Consider the following 20,539-nt stretch of genomic DNA (forward strand, 5'->3'; position numbering starts at 1 on the left):
AATCGTTGCGTTTCATTTTACATAGGGTTGCTTTCGTTTAGGGCATTTACCATCATAATTTTAGTTCTGTTTCGAGGGAGGAATTCGATATGACGGTTGGGAACATTGATATAAGGTTGGAATATAGGGAAAATCTGGGAAAGAACAGATCAAAACGGCTACGAAAAGAAGGATATTTGCCGGCAGTCTTTTATGGTCCGGATTATAAAGAAGCAGTCCCGGTCAAGGTGTCCGTCGATGAGATTTTGCCACACATACATTCTTCCCATTGGAAGACCTTGATGTTTAACGTAATTTTCCCCGACGGCAAGAAGGAGATGGCGATGATAAGGGACTACCAAAGGGATCCTATAAGCAGGCAGGTCCTTCACATCGACTTCTATCAACTTGTAAAAGGACACAGGGTATTGGTAGCTGTTCCCATAGTCCTTATAAACAGGGAATCCTGTCTGGGCGTCAAGAAGGGTGGAGTTTTGATTCAATCTCTTCACGAATTAGAGATGGAAGTTCTTCCTACGGAAATGCCCGATGAGATACATGTAGACATAGCTGGACTCGATGTAGGAGACAGCCTTCGGATATCCGATATCAACTTGCCGGAAAGCGCTTTAGTATCGGTCGATCTTGAAGACACTGTCGTTCAGATCGTTGAAGCAGTCGAAGAAGTAGAAGAAGAAGCGGCTGAGGAAGTTGAAAGGGAAGTCGAAGTAATAGGCAAAAAGCCCACCGCAGAAGAAGAGGAGGAATAATTTTAGAGTGGGCGTACGACTCTGCGTCGGCCTTGGTAATCCGGGAGCAAAATATGGCATGACAAGGCACAACGTAGGATGGCTGGCCATGGATGCCTTGTTGGAAAAATTAAATAAATTTGCCGGTTTCCAGTATCGGTGTAATGGCATGATGTGGGGACCCTTGAACGTAGAGGGAGAAAGGGTCTACCTGTTAAAGCCGCTCACCTTTATGAACTTAAGTGGCCGTTCTGTAGTTCAGGCAAAAAGGGAGTTAAATATAGATAATAATAATATATTGATAGTTTATGATGATATATATTTGCCCTTTGGCAAATTAAGGCTGCGCGCCAAGGGCAGTGCAGGCGGCCATAATGGAATGGCTTCCGTTATAGGTGCGCTTGGCACATTGGAGATACCTAGGCTTAGAATAGGGACGGGGAGAGAGGAACCCATAGAGGATTTAATCGGCTTCGTCTTATCTCCCTTCGACGAAGAGGAAATGAAGGCCTTGCCCGATGTGCTAGAGAGAGCAGCAAAGGCAATTTTGGCCTGGGTTACAATGGATATAGAACATGCCATATCCTACGTAAACAGCAGCCTATAGGACGTGATGCATGAATTGCAGATATACATTGAAAAGGTTTGGGATGTCGACCTCGAAAATTGGATAAGGGGAGACACCCTTTGTCTCCAAACGAAGGGCGCCGCAAGGCCCTGGGTTTTGAGAGATTGTAAATTTAAAAGCATAGCTATATTCCCCGACAATTCGCAGGCACTGGACTTTTATTTCGACTGGAAGGCATTGTTCGGAGAAAGAGAAATAGTCTATTTGCCGGAGTTGCCCTTGACGGCAGATCAGGTGGGGCAATCCGCATTGTGGGTTAGCAGAGGAGAGCTTTATAGAAAGTGGCGTCATGGCGAGGGCAATAAGCTTTTAATATCGACACCGGGGGCCCTTATGACGCCCCTTTCTTTTGCCGACGACAGCTTCAACATAGCTGTTGGAGAAGCCATCGGCAGAGACAATCTCTCCAGATGGCTTCAAAACAGTGGCTATGAACATGTCGATCTGGTGTGGGCGCCTGGCCATTTTGCCCTTAGGGGAAATTTATTGGACCTCTTTGACCCGCTTTACAGATATCCCATCAGGGTGGAATTCTTTGACGATGAAGTGGAGAGCATTAGAGCTTTTGACGGCGAGACCCAAAAAAGCATCGCCCATCATGATGAGATAGAAATTCATAGAATTTACGGCAGCAAATTGTCCTTTCCTTTCGAGACGATCCCTGAGGGTTGCCGCGTAATACTTTTCGACCCAAAGGAGCTCGAGTCGCAGGGAGACATATATAGTTGGCTTTGGGATAAGTTATGCGACGATGATAAGTCTTTGCCTTCCATACCGAGCTGGAGAGAGATTTATAAAATCATCGGAAGGTTGCCCAAGATAAGAATCGATTCATCGCCTGAAGGTGCAGCATATAGGTTCGATATATTGAACGAGCCTTATTTTAAAGGAAAATTAGAAGAGGCCAATGCTTATCTGCTCAAGTGGAAAGAAGAGGGTTACAGAGTTAGCCTCTACGCGGATATGGAACATCTGGCCGATTGGGCGCGCAGTCGGGATATCGAATTCATACCTAGGCCCATTAGCAGCGGTTTTCTGGATATAAAGGGCAAAAAGGTCATACTGTCCCAATCTTCGATTATGGGGATCGACAGGTCAAATCTTTTGGATTTCTCCTATCGCCCTCCGTCGGATTGGGAAGAAACTTTAGAGGTCGGCCAGTACGTGGTACACGAGGATTACGGGATAGCTATTTTCAAAGGAGTTACCTCTACGGATACAGGAGAAGGTGAAAGGGAATATCTGATTTTAGAGTACGGCGATAAAAAAAGACTATTGGTGCCGGTATATCAACTGTACAAAATTGCCCCTTACGAAGGAATATACGGAGTTGAACCTCAGCTTGATCGCCTTGACAGGAAGTCGTGGAAAAAGAACCTCCAAAGAGCGAAAGAAAAGGCTCAAAAGGTTGCAGCGGATCTGGTATCGCTCTATGCATTGAGGGAATTGAAAAAGGGATTTCCCTTTCCCAAAGACGGAGATATGTCACGCCATTTTGAAAAGACCTTCCCCTATAAAGAGACCTCTGACCAGTTGAAGGCGATTGAAGAGATAAAGAGGGATATGGAAAAGCCGGTTCCCATGGACAGGGTCCTGGTTGGAGATGTTGGTTTCGGCAAGACGGAAGTGGCATTACGCGCTGCAATAAAGGCCGTAGAGGGAGGAAAACAGGTTGCGGTATTGGTTCCCACTACTCTTCTTGCAGAACAGCATTACGAAAATTTCATTGCCAGAATAGGTGACATGCCGATCAGGGTGGAACAGCTTTCGCGCTTCGAAGGGCAGGCAAAACAGCGCCTTATATTGGAGGATACGAAAAAGGGACTTGTGGATATATTGATAGGTACCCATCGATTATTGCAGAGGGATGTTCAATTTAAAGATTTGGGTCTGGTCATTATAGACGAGGAGCACCGGTTTGGGGTGAAACAAAAGGAACTTTTAAAAAAGTTGAGAGCCGAGGTAGATGTGCTTTCCATATCGGCTACGCCGATACCCAGAACACTCTATATGGCACTGTCCGGGATTAGGGACATATCTCTTCTGTGCACCCCTCCCAAGGAAAGACAGCCTGTTATAACTGTAGTCGGGCCGTGGGGGGATAGCCTTGTGAGGGAAGCCATCGTAAGGGAGATATCTCGAGGCGGTCAAGTATTTTTTGTATATGATCGAATTAAAGGGATAGAGAAAAGGGCGCAGAGCTTAAAGAAGCTCGTCCCCGAGGCAAAGGTAGGAATTATTCATGGCCAGCTACCCAAAAACGTTCTCGAAAGGACGATGATTAAATTTTTAAGGGGAGACATCAACGTTCTCGTTTGCACCACTATTGTCGAAAGCGGCCTCGATATAGCTAGGGCTAACACTCTTATTGTGGATAATGCGCACATGTTTGGACTTTCTCAACTTCATCAGTTGCGCGGAAGGGTAGGCAGAAGGAGCAGACAAGCTTTTGCATATATGTTGTATCCCAGTGATAAAGTGTTGACAAAAGAGGCGATGCAGAGACTTGAGGCCATTTCGGAATGCAATCAGTTGGGCGGAGGATATATGTTGGCCTTAAGGGATCTGGAAATTAGGGGCGGAGGTAACCTCTTGGGTATAGAGCAACATGGGCACGTTGAAAAAATTGGTTTCCAACTCTACTATAAACTGATCGAAGATGCTATGAAGAATTTGAAGGGAGAAGGAACCGAGGCCCTTTCTATGGATATAAAGATTCCCATAGGCATTCCAGAGCACTACATTCCCCAGGCAAGCTTGAGATTAGCTTTGTACAGGAGGTTGCTCAGGGATTTGAATTTTGAAGATATTGAGGAAATTAATCGGGAAATTGTCGATAGATTCGGACCTTTTCCTGAAGAAATTGAGTTGCTGTTGAATATAACAAAACTGAGAGCGGGATTGCCCGGCCTTATGGTTCGTGAGATCGCGGCGGATGTGAAGGAGATATATTTGAAGGGTGCAAGAGAGGGTCTTTCCGCACTGGTCGGAGGAAGCCCGGGTTGGATAATCACCGACTCTGTGGCCAAGGGCCCCGGTGGGTCAAGGGGAATAAAGGAATTGGTCCGATATATGATGGATGCCTTGCAACGAGGCGAGGGGGCGGTTGAACAATGGAACCGAAGCGCCATATAGGAGGAAGTTTCGAGGAACTTGTCGAGATTATGAAAAAATTGCGGGCGCCGGGAGGTTGTCCTTGGGATAGGAAGCAAACTCTTGATACGTTGAAGGAGTACGTTATCGAAGAAAGCTACGAATTGATCGATGCCATCGACTCTAGAGACGAAAAAAACATCTGTGAGGAATGCGGCGATCTTCTCCTGCAGATTGTTTTCATCGCTCAGATAGCTGCTGAAAACGGCTGGTTCGACGTTCAGGCAATAATAGAATCGCTCTGCGACAAATTAAAACGAAGACACCCCCATGTATTCGGAGATCTCAAGGTTCGAGATAGCGAAGAGGTGAGACGGAATTGGGATATGATAAAATTGCAGGAGCGGGAGTCCAAAAAAGAGGAGCCCTCTCGACTTACGGGTATCCCCAGATCAATGCCGGCGCTTCTAAGGGCATATGCCATTCAAGAGCGAGCTGCGAAGACGGGCTTTGACTGGGAGAAGGGTAATTTGGATCCCATTTGGTCTAAAATAGACGAAGAGATTCGTGAGCTTCGCAAAGCTTTAGATGAGGGCAATGCTGGAGAGGTTAAGGAAGAGATTGGAGATTTGCTCTTTGCCGTGGTTAATTTATCAAGACACATTGGAGTGAATCCCGAAGAGGCCCTTCAAGGGGCAAATGAAAAATTTTCCGCCAGGTTTAGGTTTATCGAGGAATCTGTGGAGGGAAAGGGAAGAAGTTTTGATGAATATTCGCTAGACGAACTGGAAACGCTTTGGCAATCTGCGAAAAAAGCACAAAGGACCAAGGGGAGGCCAATTTTAGATGGATAATAATGATATTAACCTGAGCGGCATTGACATATTTGGGGAGTCCATAAAGGGACAAAAGGGCGAAAAAAAGAAGGTATTAGTTACCGAGACCGTTTTAAGGGATGCCCATCAGTCCTTAATGGCAACCAGGATGCGGACAGAAGATATGCTGTCCGTGGCTGCCAAGATGGATGAGATTGGATATTACTCCTTCGAAATGTGGGGAGGGGCCACTTTTGATGCGGCCATGCGTTTCTTGAACGAAGACCCCTGGGAGCGCTTGAGGGCGCTCAGACGGGTAGTTAAAAAAACTAAACTTCAAATGTTGCTGCGTGGCCAAAATATAGTGGGATATAAACACTATCCTGACGATGTGGTGCGAGAATTTGTGAAGAGGGCTGTCGGTAACGGGCTGGATATCATAAGAGTTTTCGATGCCTTGAACGACCTTAGAAACATGGAAGTTGCAGCAGATCAAGTGAAGAAAGAGGGCGCTCATTTGCAGCTTTCCATTTGCTATACCATTTCGCCGGTCCATACATTGGAGTCCTTTGCACAGCTTGCACTAGAAATGAAAGAGATGGGTGCGGATTCCATATGTATAAAGGACATGGCCGGGCTGTTGTCGCCAGTTGCTGCCTATCGCCTGGTAAAAGCCATAAAAGAAAAGTGCGATCTGCCTGTGCAAGTCCATACTCATTACACCAGCGGAATGGGATCCATGGCGTATCTTGCTGCGATTTTGGCAGGGGCTGACGTAGTCGATTGTGCTATTTCGCCTTTTTCCATGGGCACAAGCCAGCCTCCGACCGAATCCCTTGTGGCTTCTTTGAAGGATTCCATATACGATACCGGAATAGAACTTCAGGATCTGGTGCCTATAGCCAATCACTTCAAAGAGGTAAGAAAGAAAAACGAAGACCTAATCGTAGGCTTGACCGGAGTGGACATCAATGTCCTCATCTACCAAATTCCCGGGGGCATGTATTCGAATCTGGTAAGCCAGCTTAAGGAACAGAATGCTTTGGATAAACTCGATTCAGTTCTGAAGGAAGTTCCTAAGGTTCGTCAGGAGATGGGATATCCTCCTCTGGTTACCCCTACAAGCCAGATCGTCGGAACTCAAGCCACGCTGAACGTATTGGTAGGAAAAAGGTGGCATATGGTTCCAAATGAAGTTAAAATGTACTTCCTGGGCTACTATGGCAAGCCCCCTGCGCCGGTTGACCCTGAAGTGGCGAAGAAGGTCATTGGCGAAGAAAAGCCCATAACATGCAGACCTGGAGAGATTTTGCCGCCCGGTTTGGAGGAAGCCCGCAAGGCCGTAGAACCATGGATATTGCAACCGGAAGACGTTTTGAGCTATGCTTTATTTCCAAACGTGGCCAAGGATTTTCTGATGAGAAAATTCGCCAGGACCTTAAAAAGGGATGTAGGGTTTGAGGATGTTATCGAAGGAGTAGCCTACCCTGTATAGGGTTATATTTGATGCGTAAGAAGGAGGAAATATCGATCATGACTCAAGTGCAAAAGGACATAACTGATGTTATAGAGAAAGATATAAGGCCGGCTCTGGTGTCTCACGGAGGAGACATAGAATTCGTAGGCTACGATGAAGCCGAAAAGAAGGTTATGGTGCGGCTCACGGGGGCTTGTGGAGGATGCCCCTTTGCCAGGGAAACTTTGAGATTTCAAGTTGAGAACGTCTTGAAAGATCGCCTTCCGGACATCGTGGCGTCCGTGGAAAGCGTTCAATAAGATAAGGGGAGGGAATTCATTCATCGTTGATGAGTTCTTCGAGTTCTAAAGGTGAGGCTACCAGTCGCGAAGAATCCAGGCCCGAAATCCTCGTGGTGGCGGACGAAAGGGTTCTGGAGAAAATATTGGGCCAAAGGGACGAGAACATCAGGGCCGTGGAGGAGAGGTTTCCTGTTCGCATAACGGTGAGGGGAGACGAAATTCAAGTTCACGGTCCGGATATTGAAGTCGTCAAGCAGGTCGTAAAGTTCCTCGAACAGCTGGTGGAGGTTGCCGAAAAAGGTTACAGGCTTACTCCTGCCGAGGTCAAGTATGGAATGAACGTCATGACCGAAGGAGGTAAGGTCGACCTCCTTTCCATTTACGAGGAGATAATATATTTAACTTCACGGGGAAAACCGGTGAGACCCCGGACAGCCGGGCAAAAAAAATACATAGAAGCGATCAAGCGTAATGATGTGGTGTTCGTCATAGGTCCCGCTGGTACTGGCAAAACATATCTTGCGGTGGCTATGGCGGTAGCTGCCCTTAAAGCCTCTGCCATAAGCAGGATAGTCTTGGTGCGGCCTGTGGTGGAAGCGGGAGAAAGGCTGGGTTTTTTGCCTGGAGACGTAAAAGAAAAGGTCGAGCCCTATTTGCGTCCGCTTTACGATGCCTTTTTCGACTTGCTCTCTCCGGAGCGATTTATGAAATATCTGGAAAAAAATGTGATAGAATTGGCGCCATTGGCGTACATGCGCGGTAGAACTCTAAATGACAGCTTCATAATTTTGGATGAAGCGCAAAATACTACACCGGAGCAGATGAAAATGTTTCTCACGAGAATGGGCTTTGGCTCGAAGGTCGTAGTAACTGGAGATATAACGCAAATCGACTTACCTCCCGGGAAAGAGTCGGGTCTCAAGGTGGTGCAAAATGTCTTGGAGGGAGTTGCCGGGATAGAGTTCGTTTGGCTTACAAATTACGATGTCGTACGTCACGATATGGTGCAAAGGATAGTTGAGGCATATGAAGTTTACGAGAAGAAAAGGGGGAACGATCAACAGTTATCCTAAAAAGGTAGCTGTTGCGTTAACTCGAGATTCGTTACGTTTAGAATGGTTTTTACGCCTAATTGTAATTACTGTTGCGGGGATATTGCTCTTTTGGGGATGGAAGCTGGATGTGGCCAGCAAGGGCTTCAAGGTAGGCTCTCCATCCCCAAGGGATTATTATGTCCTCTCCGATGTCGCTTATGTGGACGAGGCGGTCACCGAGCAATTAAGGGAAAGCCAGGCTTCAAGGGTTCTGGGGGTGGTCGTCCATGACGTTTCTCTTCTTCCCATTGTAAAGACCGTACTTGAAGAGATAGATAAGTCCTCTACGTGGCTTTATTTTCCGCAGGGGCTGGCAGATATATTGAACACCATGCCTGCTCAGAAACGAGAAGTGGTCTTGGGCGTTACCCGCGATCTGGGGCTTCGGCTCATGGTCTTTAACGGAGACATCTTTGACGGTAATGATCTCAAGCTGGATCTTTGGAGGTATTTATCGGATACCGATTTATCCATAGCAGATCAGAACATAGTCTATCAAATACTTAGCTATCTCCTTGATTTGGCGGTAAAGGTTGACGCAGAGGCGACTTCTCTGGTTCGGGAGTTTTATCGGTCAGGCATCGATCCGATAGAGAGGTTGCTTCAACCCGGAACGTTGTTAGTCAAAAAAGGAGATGTCATAACTCCGGAGATTGCCGAGATCCTAAAATCTCAAGGGTATTTGGAGGAGCGTTTTCCCTGGATGCAGCTTCTCCTGTCGCTTTTTATCGTCTTTCTTTGGACTTTCTTGCACAGGTATACGGAGCTTCGGGAATGGAGGGAAACCTCGGCCAGAAAGATGACTTATTTCGTCACCCTCCTGCTCCTGGCTTGGATATTGCAGTTTGGTATGGCAAGAGTAAATCACTTTTGCATCGGGCTTGGCATTTTGCCTATCGTGGGGTTAAGCTACATGACAATGCCCTTTATAAGTGCGATGTATCTGGGTTTAAGCGGTGGATTACTGGGCGTAATGGTGAGTTCCTCTAACAGTTTTACTTACTTATATGCCATGTTACCCGTAGTGCTGATCACCGTGTTAGCCCATGCCTTGTTCAAAGATAAGCCGACAACGCGGGGGAAGGCCCTTTTAAGGATTCTTACTGTTGGCCTTGGAGCCATGGCCTTATGGTTTGTGTTCATAGGAGTCTTCTACAATGTCCCCACGGCCAAAGAAACCTTGATTATACTGATAGCGATTTTTATTTTGAGCGGAGCCTTCGTATTGTTGTTGCCCCTTTTCGAAGGCATATTTGATGTCGTATCTCCAATTAGGTTGATGGAATTGACCCATCCCAGCAATCCCTTGCTCAAAAGGTTGCAAATTGAGGCTCCGGGTACGTATCATCATGTCATGACGGTGAGTACATTGGCCGAAGCGGCAGCAGAGAGGATAGGGGCAAACGCCCTCTTGGTCAGAGGCGGGGCATACTATCACGATATAGGGAAGCTTAAAAGGCCTCATTATTTCATAGAAAATCAAATAGAGGGAGAAAATGTCCACGACACCTTGTCTCCTTCTATTTCAGCCTTGGTGATACTCTCTCATGTTCAAGATGGGGTTAATCTGGCCAAGGAGTATGGGTTGCCCAGCGCAATGATAGACTTTATCACCGAACATCACGGCACGACCTGTTTGTCCTATTTTTATAATAGGGCAAAGGAAAGAGAGGAACATGTTGAGAGAGATCAGTACTGTTATCCCGGCCCCAAGCCACGCTCGAAGGAAACTGCCTTGCTTATGCTGGCAGACTCGACTGAAGCGGCAGTCCGTGCTTTGGGTTCCTCGGTTCTTAACGTTCCTGCTTTGAACGATGCCATACGACAGGTAATAGAGGTCAAAAAAAAGGAAGGACAGCTTGACGAGGTGGACTTGACGATGAGAGATCTTAACGACATACAGCAGGCCTTTGTCAAGACGTTGATGTCAATGTATCATACTAGACAAATTAAAGAAAGAAAATAGTGGAGGAGGGGCAGGGTTGAACATCAATTTAGACGTCAACGATGAAGAATTGCGCGACTTTGAAATTACCGATAAAATGCTAGAAGAATTCAAGGGACTGTCTGATAAAATTATAAGCCAAGAACTGAGGACCTCACGCCTTGACCCTCATGTATCAATAGAGATATCTTTGACTCTTCTTGGGCCGGAAAGGATGCAGGAATTGAACAAAAGGCATCGAGGTATAGACGAACCGACGGATGTCCTGTCCTTTCCTTTGTGGGAAGAAGAGGGAACCTTTTGCATGCCGGAAGAAATTGCAGGCGAGGTGTCCTTGGGAGATATCGTAATATGTCCCTATGTAGTTGCGGAAAATGCCCGTGTTTTGGGGAAAAACCCCGAGGAAGAACTTAAGTTGATCTATGTGCACGGGTTGCTGCATCTGTTGGGGTATGATCATGCTACGCTGGAAGAAGAGGCTATAATGTGGAAAAAACAAGAGGAATATTTAATAACAAATAGGGAGGGCGATATTTAAGGTGGATACCGACCTGCCTAGTAGTATCTATTTGTTGGTCTTTTGTTTAGTGCTATCGGCAATTTTTTCGGCTTCGGAGACGTCGATTACCGCGACAGGCAGAGGTAAGCTGCTTGCCATAAGGGAAAAGAGGCCTGCCGGAAGAGCCAAGGCAATATCTTGGTTAATCGAAGATATTCATCGCGCTCTAACGGTTACGCTGATAGGCAACAATTTGGTGAATATTGCGGCTAGTGCTGTTGCCACCTCGGTCGCCGTATATTTTTTCGGCGATAAGGGCTTGCCCATCGCTATTCTTCTAATGACCTTCATTATTCTGATATTCGGCGAAATATTGCCGAAGACTCTAGCCATTACCCATGCGGAAAAGGCTGTCGTTTTTTTCTTGCCCTTTTTGAGGTTTGTTTGGTTGATACTTTCCCCCTTAGTCTGGCTCGTAACACTTATAACGAAAATTCTTGGGAAGATGATTCATCTCGATCTCTCTTTACAACGAGCGTTCATAACCAGAGAAGACATTGAAGAAATGCTCAAGATAGGCGAGGAATCGGGGGCTATTGAGGACGATGAAAGGAGAATGATAAAGGGCATCATCTCCTTTGAGGATACGAGGGCATATCAAGTCATGGTCCCTAGGATGGACATGGTTGCCATACCCGATATGACTACGGTAGGAGGGTCTATCGAGACCTTTCGCCAGTACGGACATTCCCGAGTCCCCGTATACGAAGGAGATATCGATCATATAAAGGGCATACTGTATGTAAAGGATATCATCATGCCCTTATATAACGGAAACTACGACGATGCCGTGATCAATTATATTCGAGAAGCTCTTTTTGTTCCCGAGAGCATCAAGATTAGCGATCTCTTCGACATCATGAGGAGCAAGAGAGTTCATATGGCCATACTGGTCGACGAGTACGGCGGCACTGCCGGGCTGATAACCATGGAGGACTTGTTGGAAGAAATCGTAGGTGAGATACAGGACGAATATGATACAGAGGTTCCTCCCATTTATAAAGAATCCGAGGGCATATATATTGTGGATGGGTTGGTGAATTTGGAGGACCTGAGCGAATATCTGGACTACCCCTTCGAATGCGAAGACGCCGACAGCGTGGCCGGTTTTGTGTTAAGTCACTTCGGAAGGTTTCCTGTCCCAAGGGAGTCCTTTATTTACGGAGAATGGAACATCGAGGTTATGGAGGTCGACCAACATAGGGTTAAAAGACTCAGGTTCAGTAAAGTTCATATCCCCTCCAATGAGTCGGAGAGGGATGAATACCAAGAAGATAGAGATGCTTAAATTTTATCGAGTGGGCATCGTTTGATTGGCAATCATGAGACAGGGTTTCTATAAGTTGACGGGGGTCGTCCTGAAAAGACATGAGACGAGCGAGGGCGATATTAGGCTATATAACCTTTTTAGAGATTTTGGTCCCCAGTGGATCTTAGCTCCCGGAGCTGCCCGGGGCAGGAGGCGTTTTGGTGGAGCTACAGAACCTTTAATTTGGGGTCATTTCAGCTGTTACAAAAGCCCTAAGCAGCTTTATTTGCGGGACATAGAGGTCAAGGAAGATCATTGGAACATCAGGTCAAATCCCGACAAGCTGGAGAGGGCCATGATTTGGGCCAATCTTCTGACAAAGTACTTGCTGCCGCTACAACCTTGCAACGAAGTAATGGCTGTTTTTTACGATTCTCTATGTCTCTTGGAAGGGGATATAGACGAGAGTATGATAGAATGGCGTTTCCTTTACAGATGGATGAAAAAATGGGGATTGGCACCGGAGCTCATCAGGTGCGCTTCTTGTGGGAAAGAAGTCACGACCGCCTATTGGGACGGAGATGTCGTTTTCTGCGAGGAATGTCGCTCTAATAAAGACGAGTTGATCATTCCCAAAGAGGAGTTGCGTGAAATGGTTTTTGCCTTCGCCCTTCCCCGCGAAAGTCTGGTCCGATGGATTCAACGGGTAGAGCTAAGGGCCAATTACGTGGTTTATAATAGAAAGCTCAGGGATATATTGAGGTTGAGTTTGGCATAAGGTTATCTTCAGAACTTTCAATTTTTAATAGGGATGGGAGGAATCTGATGTGAACCTCCAAGAGGTCATCTTTAGATTGGAGCGATTTTGGGCTTCACAAGGTTGCGTTATTCAGCAACCCTACGATATTGAAGTTGGGGCTGGCACGATGAACCCCGCAACTACTTTGAGAGTTTTGGGTCCTGAGCCCTGGAGGGTTGCCTACGTGGAACCCTGCAGAAGGCCTACTGATGGTCGTTATGGCGAAAACCCCAACAGGTTGCAGCACTATTACCAGTATCAAGTAATAATTCAACCTGCCCCTGAAGACATACAGGAGATATATCTCCAGAGCTTGGAGGCGCTTGGTATCGACCCCGCGGAACACGATATTAGATTTGTCGAGGATGACTGGGAATCCCCCACCATTGGAGCATGGGGATTGGGTTGGGAAGTTTGGCTCGATGGCATGGAGATCACGCAATTTACATATTTTCAGCAAGTTGGCGGAATAGATATGGACATCGTTCCCGCTGAGATCACTTACGGAATTGAGCGTATAGCCATGTTCGTTCAAAAAGTCGACAGCTTGTTCGATTTACGCTGGGTTGACGAAATTACCTATGGAGACATACATCATAGAGGGGAAGTCGAGCATTCAATATACAACTTTGACGAAGCCGATGTAGATATGCTTTTTAAGTTGTTCAATATGTATGAAGCCGAAGCGAAACGTCTAATAGAAAAAGGATTGGTACTTCCGGCTTACGACTACGTTTTAAAATGCTCTCATACATTTAATCTGTTGGATGCAAGAAATGCAATAAGCATCACTCAGAGGACCGGCTTTATCAGCAGAGTAAGGGCTATCGCTTCTTTATGTTGCCAGGGGTATCTCGAACAACGCAGAGCTGCAGGTTATCCGCTTATGAAGAAGTTTGCGCGAGTTAATCCTTAATTAGTCGGGAGGATCGGGAGATGAATGCGAGAAATTTACTCTTTGAGATTGGCACAGAAGAAATTCCGGCCCGATTTATGCCCTGGGCACTAGAGGAGATCAAGAAAATAGCTGACGATGAGTTTCAAAAGGAGCGTCTGAGCTATGATGTTATGGAAAGCTTCGGAACTCCGCGTAGGATTGCGTTACTCTTAAGAGGACTTGCGGAGAAGCAGGAAGATCTGATCGAAGAAATCAAAGGTCCTCTGTGGAGTCAAGCCTTTGATGATTACAGCAACCCCACAAGGGCAGCTATAGGTTTTGCCAAAAGCAGAGGGGTACCCGTTGAATCTCTAAAAAGGCAAGAGATTAACGGCCAGTTTTATGCTTTTGCAGTTATAAGACAGGAAGGCAGGGAAACCCTTTCGATCTTACCTTCGCTGCTTGAAAGATTGGTCAGGAGGTTGGTATTTCCCAAAAACATGTATTGGATGGATCCGGGGTTCAAATTTGTAAGGCCCATCCGCTGGCTTTTGTGTCTTTACGGAGATGAGGTAGTTCCTGTGAAATTGGGCAATCTAGTCGGCAAAAATATCAGCCGTGGTCACAGGTTTTTAGGCTCCAGCAACGTCGAGATAAACTCCGCGGACGAGTATCTTGAGAAGCTTTACGATAATTACGTAATCGTAGATCATGCTAAGAGGAAGGAGAAGATCCTCTCCGGAATAAGAGCCATAGAAAGGGAAAACCATGTCAAGGCTATGCTCCCTCCCGATTTGGTAGATGAGAACGTATTCCTCGTTGAGTATCCTTTCCCCTTCATGGGAACATTTGAAGAAAGATTTTTGTCCCTTCCCGAGGAAGTCCTTATTACTGTTATGATTCATCACCAAAAATATTTTCCCCTAAAAGACGACTCGGGGAAATTGCAACCCGCCTTCATCGGAGTGAGCAATAATATGGCTACCGATATGGACGTTGTAAAGGAAGGAAACGAAAGGGTTCTCAGGGCAAGGCTTTCCGATGCTGTCTTCTTCTATAACGAGGACCTGAAAAAACCGTTAGCAGCAAGGGTTAACGAACTGCAAAACATAGTTTACCAGGAATCTCTCGGTACATTGTTGGATAAGGTCGTTAGGGTTAAGGATATAGCCCTTCATTTATGCAAGGAGTTAGGCTATGGTAAGGAAGTGGCCGATCTGGTGGAGAGAGCCGCTTTTCTTTCTAAGGCGGATTTGGTGACAAATATGGTCTACGAATTCCCCGAACTTAGGGGTGTGATCGGTAGGGAGTATGCAAAAGCAAACGGTGAACACGAAAGAGTGGCCCGTGCCCTGCACGAACAATACCTCCCTGCCTTCGTGGGAGATGTCTTGCCAAAGGATGTAATTGGAGCGATCATCGGTGTAGCTGACAGGATCGACAACATTGTATCTTGCGGCAAAATGGACTTGCTTCCAACAGGATCTCAAGATCCATACGCCTTGAGAAGGACCGCAAGGTGTTTAAACGAATTGATAATTGGCCTAGAAATGGACGTAGACTTAGGAAGCCTTGTCGAGAAAGCTGCCGTTATACTGAAATGTGAGGAGAACATTGGGCAAAAGGTTATGGATTTTTTAAAGCAAAGGCTATATGTGCAGTTGAGGGAAAAGGGTTTTTCCCACGACGTGGCAACGCTTTCCCTTGCCGTAATAGGGCAGAGACCCTTGCAGGCCTTGAAGCTTGCCGAAAAGCTGGAATCGGTAAGAAATGAGGAGTGGTTCCAACGTCTGGCTACCGCTGCCGTTAGAGTAAGAAATATTTTGGCAAAGGCCTCCGCTCTTGACACTGGCAAGGGCAAGGTTGATGAAAGTTATTTTCAAAGCGAGGTCGAGAAGGAGTTATATCATAAAATCAGCGTGATAGCTCCGGTTTTGCGGGATGCTTTGAAAAGCTTTGACTGGGATAGGATCATTAACTCGCTCTTGGAATTAGAACCTATTATATCAAGGTTTTTCGAGGAAGTGCTGGTGATGGCCGATGACCCCCTTCTCAGAATGAACAGGCTTGCTTTGCTTGCGGAATGCGACGCTTTATTCCGCTTGATCGGCGATCTCGGGACTATAAGAGAATAAATCGGGTGAGACTGATATGGGTGTAAAAATTTTCATAGTGTCTGATTTTACCGGCGAGACGGCTGAGCATGTGGCTAAGGCGGCAACGAGTCAGTTCAACGGAAAAGATAGCGAGATGGTGCGTTTCAGATATGTGAACAATCAGGATCGCCTTATGGAAATAATAAGAAGGGCTCAAGGGGAGAATGCCCTGATCATAGCCACATTAGTCGATCATCAGTTGCGAAATCTGCTGGCAAAGGAGGCGAAAATCCACCATATAGATTTTATAGACGTCCTTGGCCCCATTCTTGGGACATTGGAAAAGAAAATAGGGACGCCGCCAAGGGAAACTCCCGGTCTAATGAGGAGGATGGACGAAGAATATTTCAGAAGAGTGAAGGCCATCGAGTTTGCCATTAAATGCGACGATGGCAAAAGCCCCGAGCTCCTTAAGGATGCAGATATAGTCCTTGTCGGGGTTTCAAGAAGCGGGAAAACGCCCTTGGCAATGTATTTGGCCCATAAGGGCTTAATGGTCGCCAACATGCCATTGGTTCCCGAAAGCCCTCCCCCCGGCGAGCTCTACGAGGTTGAAGGGGAGAGAATAATAGGGTTGACCATTGATCCTGCAAAGTTAAGGAGAATTAGAGAAGAGAGGTTGAGAGTTCTCGGGTTGGATCCCGGCGTGTCTATGTATGCCAGACAGGAACGAATAGAAGAAGAGCTCGGTTACGCAAAGAAAATAATGGAAGAGCTAAAGGCGAAGATCTTCGATGTAACCAACAAGGCTGTCGAGGAAACGGCTCAAGAAATTATGGATTATCTAAATCTATGAGGTGTTAGAGAGTTGACTTCAAGAGAAGTTTGGGAAGCGACGGAAAGACAGATATTAGCCCCTTACGCTTCCAAAAGCGCCGAATCCAGAGGAAGAAGTGTTCCAGAATCGCCCTGTCCAATAAGGACGTGCTATCAAAGGGACAGAGATCGAATCATCCATTGTAAGGCCTTCAGGAGGTTGAAATATAAAACGCAAGTCCTGCTGCTTCCCGAAGGTGATCATTACAGGACTCGATTGACCCATACCCTGGAGGTTGCTCAGATCGCTAGGACGATTTCCAGGGCTTTGCGATTAAATGAGGACTTGACGGAAGCAATAGCTCTGGGTCATGACCTCGGGCATACGCCATTTGGTCATATGGGAGAAGAGGCGTTGGACGTGTTGGTGCGGGAAAATGGGTTAAAGGGATTTCACCATGCCAGGCAAAGCCTAAGGATTGTCGAAATTTTGGAGAGAGATGGCAGGGGGCTAAACCTCACTTGGGAAGTCAGGGAAGGGATATTGCAGCATAGCAAGGGGCAAATAGATGTACATAAGGGTTTGGAGTTGTCAACCCCGTCGACTTTGGAAGCTTGGGTTGTGAGGGTGAGCGATTCTATCGCTTATTTGAATCACGATCTGGATGATGCTCTAAGGGCTCGCTTGGTTGCCCTGGAAGAAGTTCCAAGGGACGTGATCTGTATATTGGGCGATAGGCATAGCCAACGGATTGGAACCTTGGTCACCGACGTAATTCAAAATAGCGGCGAAAGTGGCGTTTATTTTAGCGACACTGCTCTGGAAGCAATGGAATTGCTCAGGACGTTTCTCTTCAATCGGGTATATTCCGGGCCTCAGGCCGAGAAGGAAAGGCCCAAGGTAAGGTACGTTTTAAGCGCTATATTCAATTATATTATGTCGAACATTCAAATTTTGGATTCCATGGAGTTCACCGACGCGGAGGCAAACAAAACAACACGTGTCATAGATTTTATTTCAGGCATGACCGATAGATATGCCCTGGCTTTCTTTGAAGCCATAGCGGTGCCCACTCCTTGGCCTCTCGATATTAATCTACCAACCCATACTCCTTGAGCAATTCCTGATATCGTTTTTCGATATCTTCCGGAGTAGGTTCGTGGGGTACCTTCTTGATTTCCTCAGAGGGCGGTTCGCCCTTGGGTTCAACTATTTGAGGCTTGGGAATCTCTGAAGGTGACGGGAAGGACTCCCTTTTCGAAGCGGGCTCATCGGTTCTTGGGAAAGATGCGTAGAAAGGCGATTTCATCCCGTATTCCGCAAGTAACAGGTCATCTCCGGATATGAGATAAAGCTTTGGTTCGTTAGGATCGTAGGCTTCTAGAAACATACTGCTATAATCTCCGTGATAAGGACAGTTTCTTGTAGGTATTTGATCGACGGGAAGCAAAATCGTTGCCCCCTTTGGGCAGCCCGGACTTGCAGGATATCCAGTTTCACGACATATTTCCACCTGCAAAACCTTTTCGCCTATTATCCCCGCAAGGGAGAAATGTCTTTGCAGATCGGCAATCTTTACGGCTTGGGACATAAAATCCTTCCATACGGGAGCAGCTACGCGACCTCCGGTATTACCGTGACCAAGAGTTTTATGGTCGTCATGTCCGGCATATACGACGCAGACCAGACCGGGGACTCCTCCTGCAAACCATGCGTCATGCCACTCATTAGTAGTTCCCGTCTTTCCGAAAACTTCGTAATCGGGAATTTTGGCCGATCTCCCAGTTCCGTTGTTTACCACGTCCATCAAAAGGGATCGAAGGGATACAGCTATCGAGGGGTCTATGGCACTCACCAGGTTTGGGCCCTTTGACTCCAGGGTTTTTCCCCTGAAATCGACCACTCTTTTGATCGAGAAGGGTTCTATTCTATATCCGCCGTTAGCGAAAACACTGTATGCCGTTGCCAGTTCCATTGGCGTCACGCTGGCTGACCCAAGAGCTATCGACAGGTCGTAAGGCAGATAGGGGCTTTCTATGCCCATCTTTCTTGCCGTTTCGATAATTTCGTTTATACCTATCAGTTGGGCAACGCGAACGGCTACCGTGTTGTAAGAATAGGTCAGCGCGTCAAGCAAGGTACATTCTCCGCTATATTTGTTTCCATAATTAGTTGGTTGCCAACCATTTGAAAAGGACAAAGGAGCGTCAAGAGCTCGGTCTACAGGTCGGATTCCATTGCTGAGGGCAGCCGTATATACGATGGGTTTAAACGCTGACCCCGGTTCTCTGTAAGCTTGGACGGCCCTGTTGAATTTGCTTTTGTCGAAGTCCTTGCCTCCAACCATAGCGAGAATCTCGCCGGTATTTGGATCAATTGCCACGAGGGCCCCTTCGCTTTTGAGTTTAGATACGGCGCTTTGAGCAGCCTTTTGCAGCTCCAGGTCGAGTGTCGTGTAAATTTTCAAACCGCCTTGATATACAACTTCCGGTCCATATTTTGGGAGCAGATGATTGAATAGTATATAAGAAACGAAATATGGAGCCGGATTTTCGTTTAACGTAGGTTGCCTTTTTTGGGTGAAAGACAGTTCCGTTTCAAGAGCCCTGTCGACATCCTCCGAGGCAATTAATCCCAGTTCTTCCATTCTCCTAAGTACGTAAGACTGTCTTGCTTTTGCCCTGTCGGGGTGCCTTAAAGGGGTGTAGTATTCCGGTCCCGGAAGCAAACCGGCTAACATGGCTGCCTCGGGTAACGTCAAAGTCAAAGGGTCCTTTCCTAAGTAGTTATAGGAAGCGGCGTATATGCCGTAAGTTCCGTGTCCCCAATATACAGTATTGAGGTACATCTCAAGGATCTGGTCCTTAGAGTAAAGCCTTTCCATTCTGTAGGCCAATATGACTTCCTTCATCTTTCGCTCCAATGTCTTCTCTCTGGAAAGAAATAAATTCCTTGCAAGTTGTTGGGTGATGGTACTGCCCCCCTGAAATGTCCCCTTTTTTGTCAAATTTACCCACGCAGCCCTGATAATTCCTTTTATATCTATTCCTCTGTGATTGTAGAAATTATCATCTTCTGCAGCTAAAACAGCCTTTATCAGCCAGGGAGATATCTTCTCCAACGACACCCAGGTCCTGTTTTCCTTAAATAACCTGGCAATCTCCTTTCCGTTTCTGTCATATATCACTGTGGACAGGCTCGGATCGAAGGCGATAAGCTCCTCTGATGAAGGTAAATCGAAGGACAGCTTCAAAGCCCACCCGGCGCCGACAATAAAGAGGATGGAAAACAGAAATAGCAGACCGTATATTACGATGAGGGCAAATCGACCCTTTCTCGCATCCTTGTCGGTTTTTTTCATTTAATCAAACCTCCTAAACACCTCTTCCTCATAACAGAAGTGATTATAACATGTTTGATATTATGGGGTTAACAGAAAGGCCTGCGAGGCATATTTGACGGGAATAAAGCTGAATGTATTTTTTGTAAAAAAATGCTATATTTCCGATTGACACACCCCCCTTGGGGGTTATAATGTAATCCGCTCTTAATTAAAGGAAGGAAACTAAAAATTCAAGCAAGGAGGGTATGCCCAATGCTACCAATTCCAACGAAATTTACCCTGGTGGTTGGCCATGGAGAAGGTGATAAGAAGTTGACCGCCTTCGACGCCGCTCTTCTGGATGCTGGCATAGGAAATATGAACCTACTTCGGGTTAGCAGTGTACTGCCTCCGAAATGTGCCTTTGAAAATGTTTTCAAACTACCTGCCGGCTCGTTGCTTCCTATAGCATATGGATCTTTGACGAGCGATGTTCCCGGTGAAATCATCTCGGCGGCAATTGGCGTTGGGATTCCGGAAGATCCCTCTTCTTTTGGAATGATCATGGAATTTTCCGGCTTTTGCACTAAGGATGAAGCGGCGCTTAAGGTGGAGGAAATGGTCCGTGAAGCATTTGCAATGCGCAGTTTGGCCTTGAAAGAGGTAAAGGTCAAGTCAATAGAGCATAAAGTAGAACGATGCGGTTCTGTAATCGCGGCATGCCCTCTCTTTTATGAAACTACAGGTGGAGGATATTAA

At 46.5% G+C, this 20,539-nt stretch carries 17 protein-coding genes; 16 read left to right on the forward strand and 1 reads right to left on the reverse strand.

Features of this window, described 5'->3' with window-relative positions; all coding sequences use genetic code 11:
* The first annotated feature begins 89 nt into the window (after positions 1–89).
* Genes HMPREF1705_RS08060 through HMPREF1705_RS08130 form a run of 15 tightly spaced genes read left to right on the forward strand, consistent with a single transcriptional unit; the run spans position 90 to position 17,574 of the window.
* Positions 90–749 carry a 50S ribosomal protein L25 gene (locus HMPREF1705_RS08060; protein WP_057940894.1) on the forward strand — a complete coding sequence of 220 codons (660 nt, stop codon included), beginning with the start codon at positions 90–92 and terminating at the stop codon, positions 747–749.
* Between the two features lie 7 nt (positions 750–756).
* Entirely contained in the window at positions 757–1,335 is a 579-nt protein-coding gene (gene pth / locus HMPREF1705_RS08065) for an aminoacyl-tRNA hydrolase (protein WP_071804912.1), read from the forward strand.
* 6 nt (positions 1,336–1,341) lie between these two features.
* Positions 1,342–4,491, forward strand: a complete 3,150-nt coding sequence (mfd, locus tag HMPREF1705_RS08070) for a transcription-repair coupling factor (RefSeq protein WP_057940895.1) — start codon at positions 1,342–1,344, stop codon at positions 4,489–4,491.
* Entirely contained in the window at positions 4,470–5,303 is an 834-nt protein-coding gene (mazG, locus tag HMPREF1705_RS08075) for a nucleoside triphosphate pyrophosphohydrolase (protein WP_057940896.1), read from the forward strand. Before mfd ends, mazG begins: the two co-directional genes overlap by 22 nt.
* Positions 5,296–6,759, forward strand: a complete 1,464-nt coding sequence (locus tag HMPREF1705_RS08080) for a pyruvate carboxylase subunit B (RefSeq protein WP_057940897.1) — start codon at positions 5,296–5,298, stop codon at positions 6,757–6,759. The genes mazG and HMPREF1705_RS08080 overlap by 8 nt, the downstream gene beginning before the upstream one ends.
* A 38-nt stretch (positions 6,760–6,797) precedes the next feature.
* Positions 6,798–7,040, forward strand: a complete 243-nt coding sequence (locus HMPREF1705_RS08085; RefSeq protein ID WP_040348087.1) for a NifU family protein — start codon at positions 6,798–6,800, stop codon at positions 7,038–7,040.
* Between the two features lie 29 nt (positions 7,041–7,069).
* A complete protein-coding gene (locus HMPREF1705_RS08090) occupies positions 7,070–8,095 on the forward strand; it encodes a PhoH family protein (RefSeq protein WP_009201290.1) in 1,026 nt (341 codons plus the stop codon).
* Complete coding sequence (locus HMPREF1705_RS08095; protein ID WP_009201289.1) at positions 8,049–10,082, forward strand: HD family phosphohydrolase; 2,034 nt, start codon at positions 8,049–8,051, stop codon at positions 10,080–10,082. Before HMPREF1705_RS08090 ends, HMPREF1705_RS08095 begins: the two co-directional genes overlap by 47 nt.
* Positions 10,083–10,098: 16 nt before the next feature.
* On the forward strand, positions 10,099–10,599 hold the full coding sequence (ybeY, locus tag HMPREF1705_RS08100) for an rRNA maturation RNase YbeY (protein WP_009201288.1): 501 nt from the start codon (positions 10,099–10,101) through the stop codon (positions 10,597–10,599).
* A 1-nt stretch (position 10,600) separates the two neighbouring features.
* A complete protein-coding gene (locus HMPREF1705_RS08105; RefSeq protein ID WP_040348086.1) occupies positions 10,601–11,908 on the forward strand; it encodes a hemolysin family protein in 1,308 nt (435 codons plus the stop codon).
* A gap of 34 nt (positions 11,909–11,942) precedes the next feature.
* The gene (gene recO / locus HMPREF1705_RS08110; RefSeq protein ID WP_009201286.1) at positions 11,943–12,647 is read left to right on the forward strand and encodes a DNA repair protein RecO; all 705 of its coding nucleotides are present in this window, start codon (positions 11,943–11,945) and stop codon (positions 12,645–12,647) included.
* Between the two features lie 49 nt (positions 12,648–12,696).
* Entirely contained in the window at positions 12,697–13,584 is an 888-nt protein-coding gene (locus HMPREF1705_RS08115) for a glycine--tRNA ligase subunit alpha (RefSeq protein WP_009201285.1), read from the forward strand.
* A gap of 20 nt (positions 13,585–13,604) precedes the next feature.
* Positions 13,605–15,680: a glycine--tRNA ligase subunit beta gene (glyS, locus tag HMPREF1705_RS08120; RefSeq protein WP_009201284.1), complete on the forward strand. Its 2,076-nt coding sequence runs from the start codon at positions 13,605–13,607 to the stop codon at positions 15,678–15,680.
* 16 nt (positions 15,681–15,696) lie between these two features.
* Entirely contained in the window at positions 15,697–16,497 is an 801-nt protein-coding gene (locus HMPREF1705_RS08125; RefSeq protein WP_009201283.1) for a pyruvate, water dikinase regulatory protein, read from the forward strand.
* Positions 16,498–16,509: 12 nt separating this feature from the next.
* Positions 16,510–17,574 (forward strand): deoxyguanosinetriphosphate triphosphohydrolase, encoded by a 1,065-nt coding sequence (locus tag HMPREF1705_RS08130; protein ID WP_040348083.1) that lies wholly within the window; start codon positions 16,510–16,512, stop codon positions 17,572–17,574.
* On the opposite strand, the gene HMPREF1705_RS08135 is transcribed toward HMPREF1705_RS08130, so the two are convergent.
* Complete coding sequence (locus HMPREF1705_RS08135) at positions 17,549–19,819, reverse strand: transglycosylase domain-containing protein (RefSeq protein WP_009201281.1); 2,271 nt, start codon at positions 19,817–19,819, stop codon at positions 17,549–17,551. The two genes, HMPREF1705_RS08130 and HMPREF1705_RS08135, sit on opposite strands and share 26 nt — an antisense overlap.
* Positions 19,820–20,053: 234 nt before the next feature.
* Here HMPREF1705_RS08135 and HMPREF1705_RS08140 point away from each other — a divergent pair, with 234 nt between their 5' ends.
* On the forward strand, positions 20,054–20,539 hold the full coding sequence (locus HMPREF1705_RS08140; RefSeq protein ID WP_009201280.1) for a pyruvoyl-dependent arginine decarboxylase: 486 nt from the start codon (positions 20,054–20,056) through the stop codon (positions 20,537–20,539).

The sequence above is a fragment of the Acetomicrobium hydrogeniformans ATCC BAA-1850 genome (assembly GCF_000160455.2).
Taxonomy (GTDB): Bacteria; Synergistota; Synergistia; order Synergistales; family Acetomicrobiaceae; genus Acetomicrobium; species Acetomicrobium thermoterrenum.

What these genes read in the sequence shown, in the direction of transcription:
- HMPREF1705_RS08135 (WP_009201281.1), bottom strand. Translation starts at nt 19,819, where the DNA reads ATGAAAAAAACCGACAAGGATGCGAGAAAGGGTCGATTTGCCCTCATC.
- HMPREF1705_RS08060 (WP_057940894.1), top strand. Translation starts at nt 90, where the DNA reads ATGACGGTTGGGAACATTGATATAAGGTTGGAATATAGGGAAAATCTG.
- HMPREF1705_RS08085 (WP_040348087.1), top strand. Translation starts at nt 6,798, where the DNA reads ATGACTCAAGTGCAAAAGGACATAACTGATGTTATAGAGAAAGATATA.
- mazG (WP_057940896.1), top strand. Translation starts at nt 4,470, where the DNA reads ATGGAACCGAAGCGCCATATAGGAGGAAGTTTCGAGGAACTTGTCGAG.
- glyS (WP_009201284.1), top strand. Translation starts at nt 13,605, where the DNA reads ATGAATGCGAGAAATTTACTCTTTGAGATTGGCACAGAAGAAATTCCG.
- HMPREF1705_RS08140 (WP_009201280.1), top strand. Translation starts at nt 20,054, where the DNA reads ATGCTACCAATTCCAACGAAATTTACCCTGGTGGTTGGCCATGGAGAA.
- HMPREF1705_RS08090 (WP_009201290.1), top strand. Translation starts at nt 7,070, where the DNA reads ATGAGTTCTTCGAGTTCTAAAGGTGAGGCTACCAGTCGCGAAGAATCC.
- HMPREF1705_RS08095 (WP_009201289.1), top strand. Translation starts at nt 8,049, where the DNA reads ATGAAGTTTACGAGAAGAAAAGGGGGAACGATCAACAGTTATCCTAAA.
- HMPREF1705_RS08080 (WP_057940897.1), top strand. Translation starts at nt 5,296, where the DNA reads ATGGATAATAATGATATTAACCTGAGCGGCATTGACATATTTGGGGAG.
- mfd (WP_057940895.1), top strand. Translation starts at nt 1,342, where the DNA reads ATGCATGAATTGCAGATATACATTGAAAAGGTTTGGGATGTCGACCTC.
- HMPREF1705_RS08125 (WP_009201283.1), top strand. Translation starts at nt 15,697, where the DNA reads ATGGGTGTAAAAATTTTCATAGTGTCTGATTTTACCGGCGAGACGGCT.
- recO (WP_009201286.1), top strand. Translation starts at nt 11,943, where the DNA reads ATGAGACAGGGTTTCTATAAGTTGACGGGGGTCGTCCTGAAAAGACAT.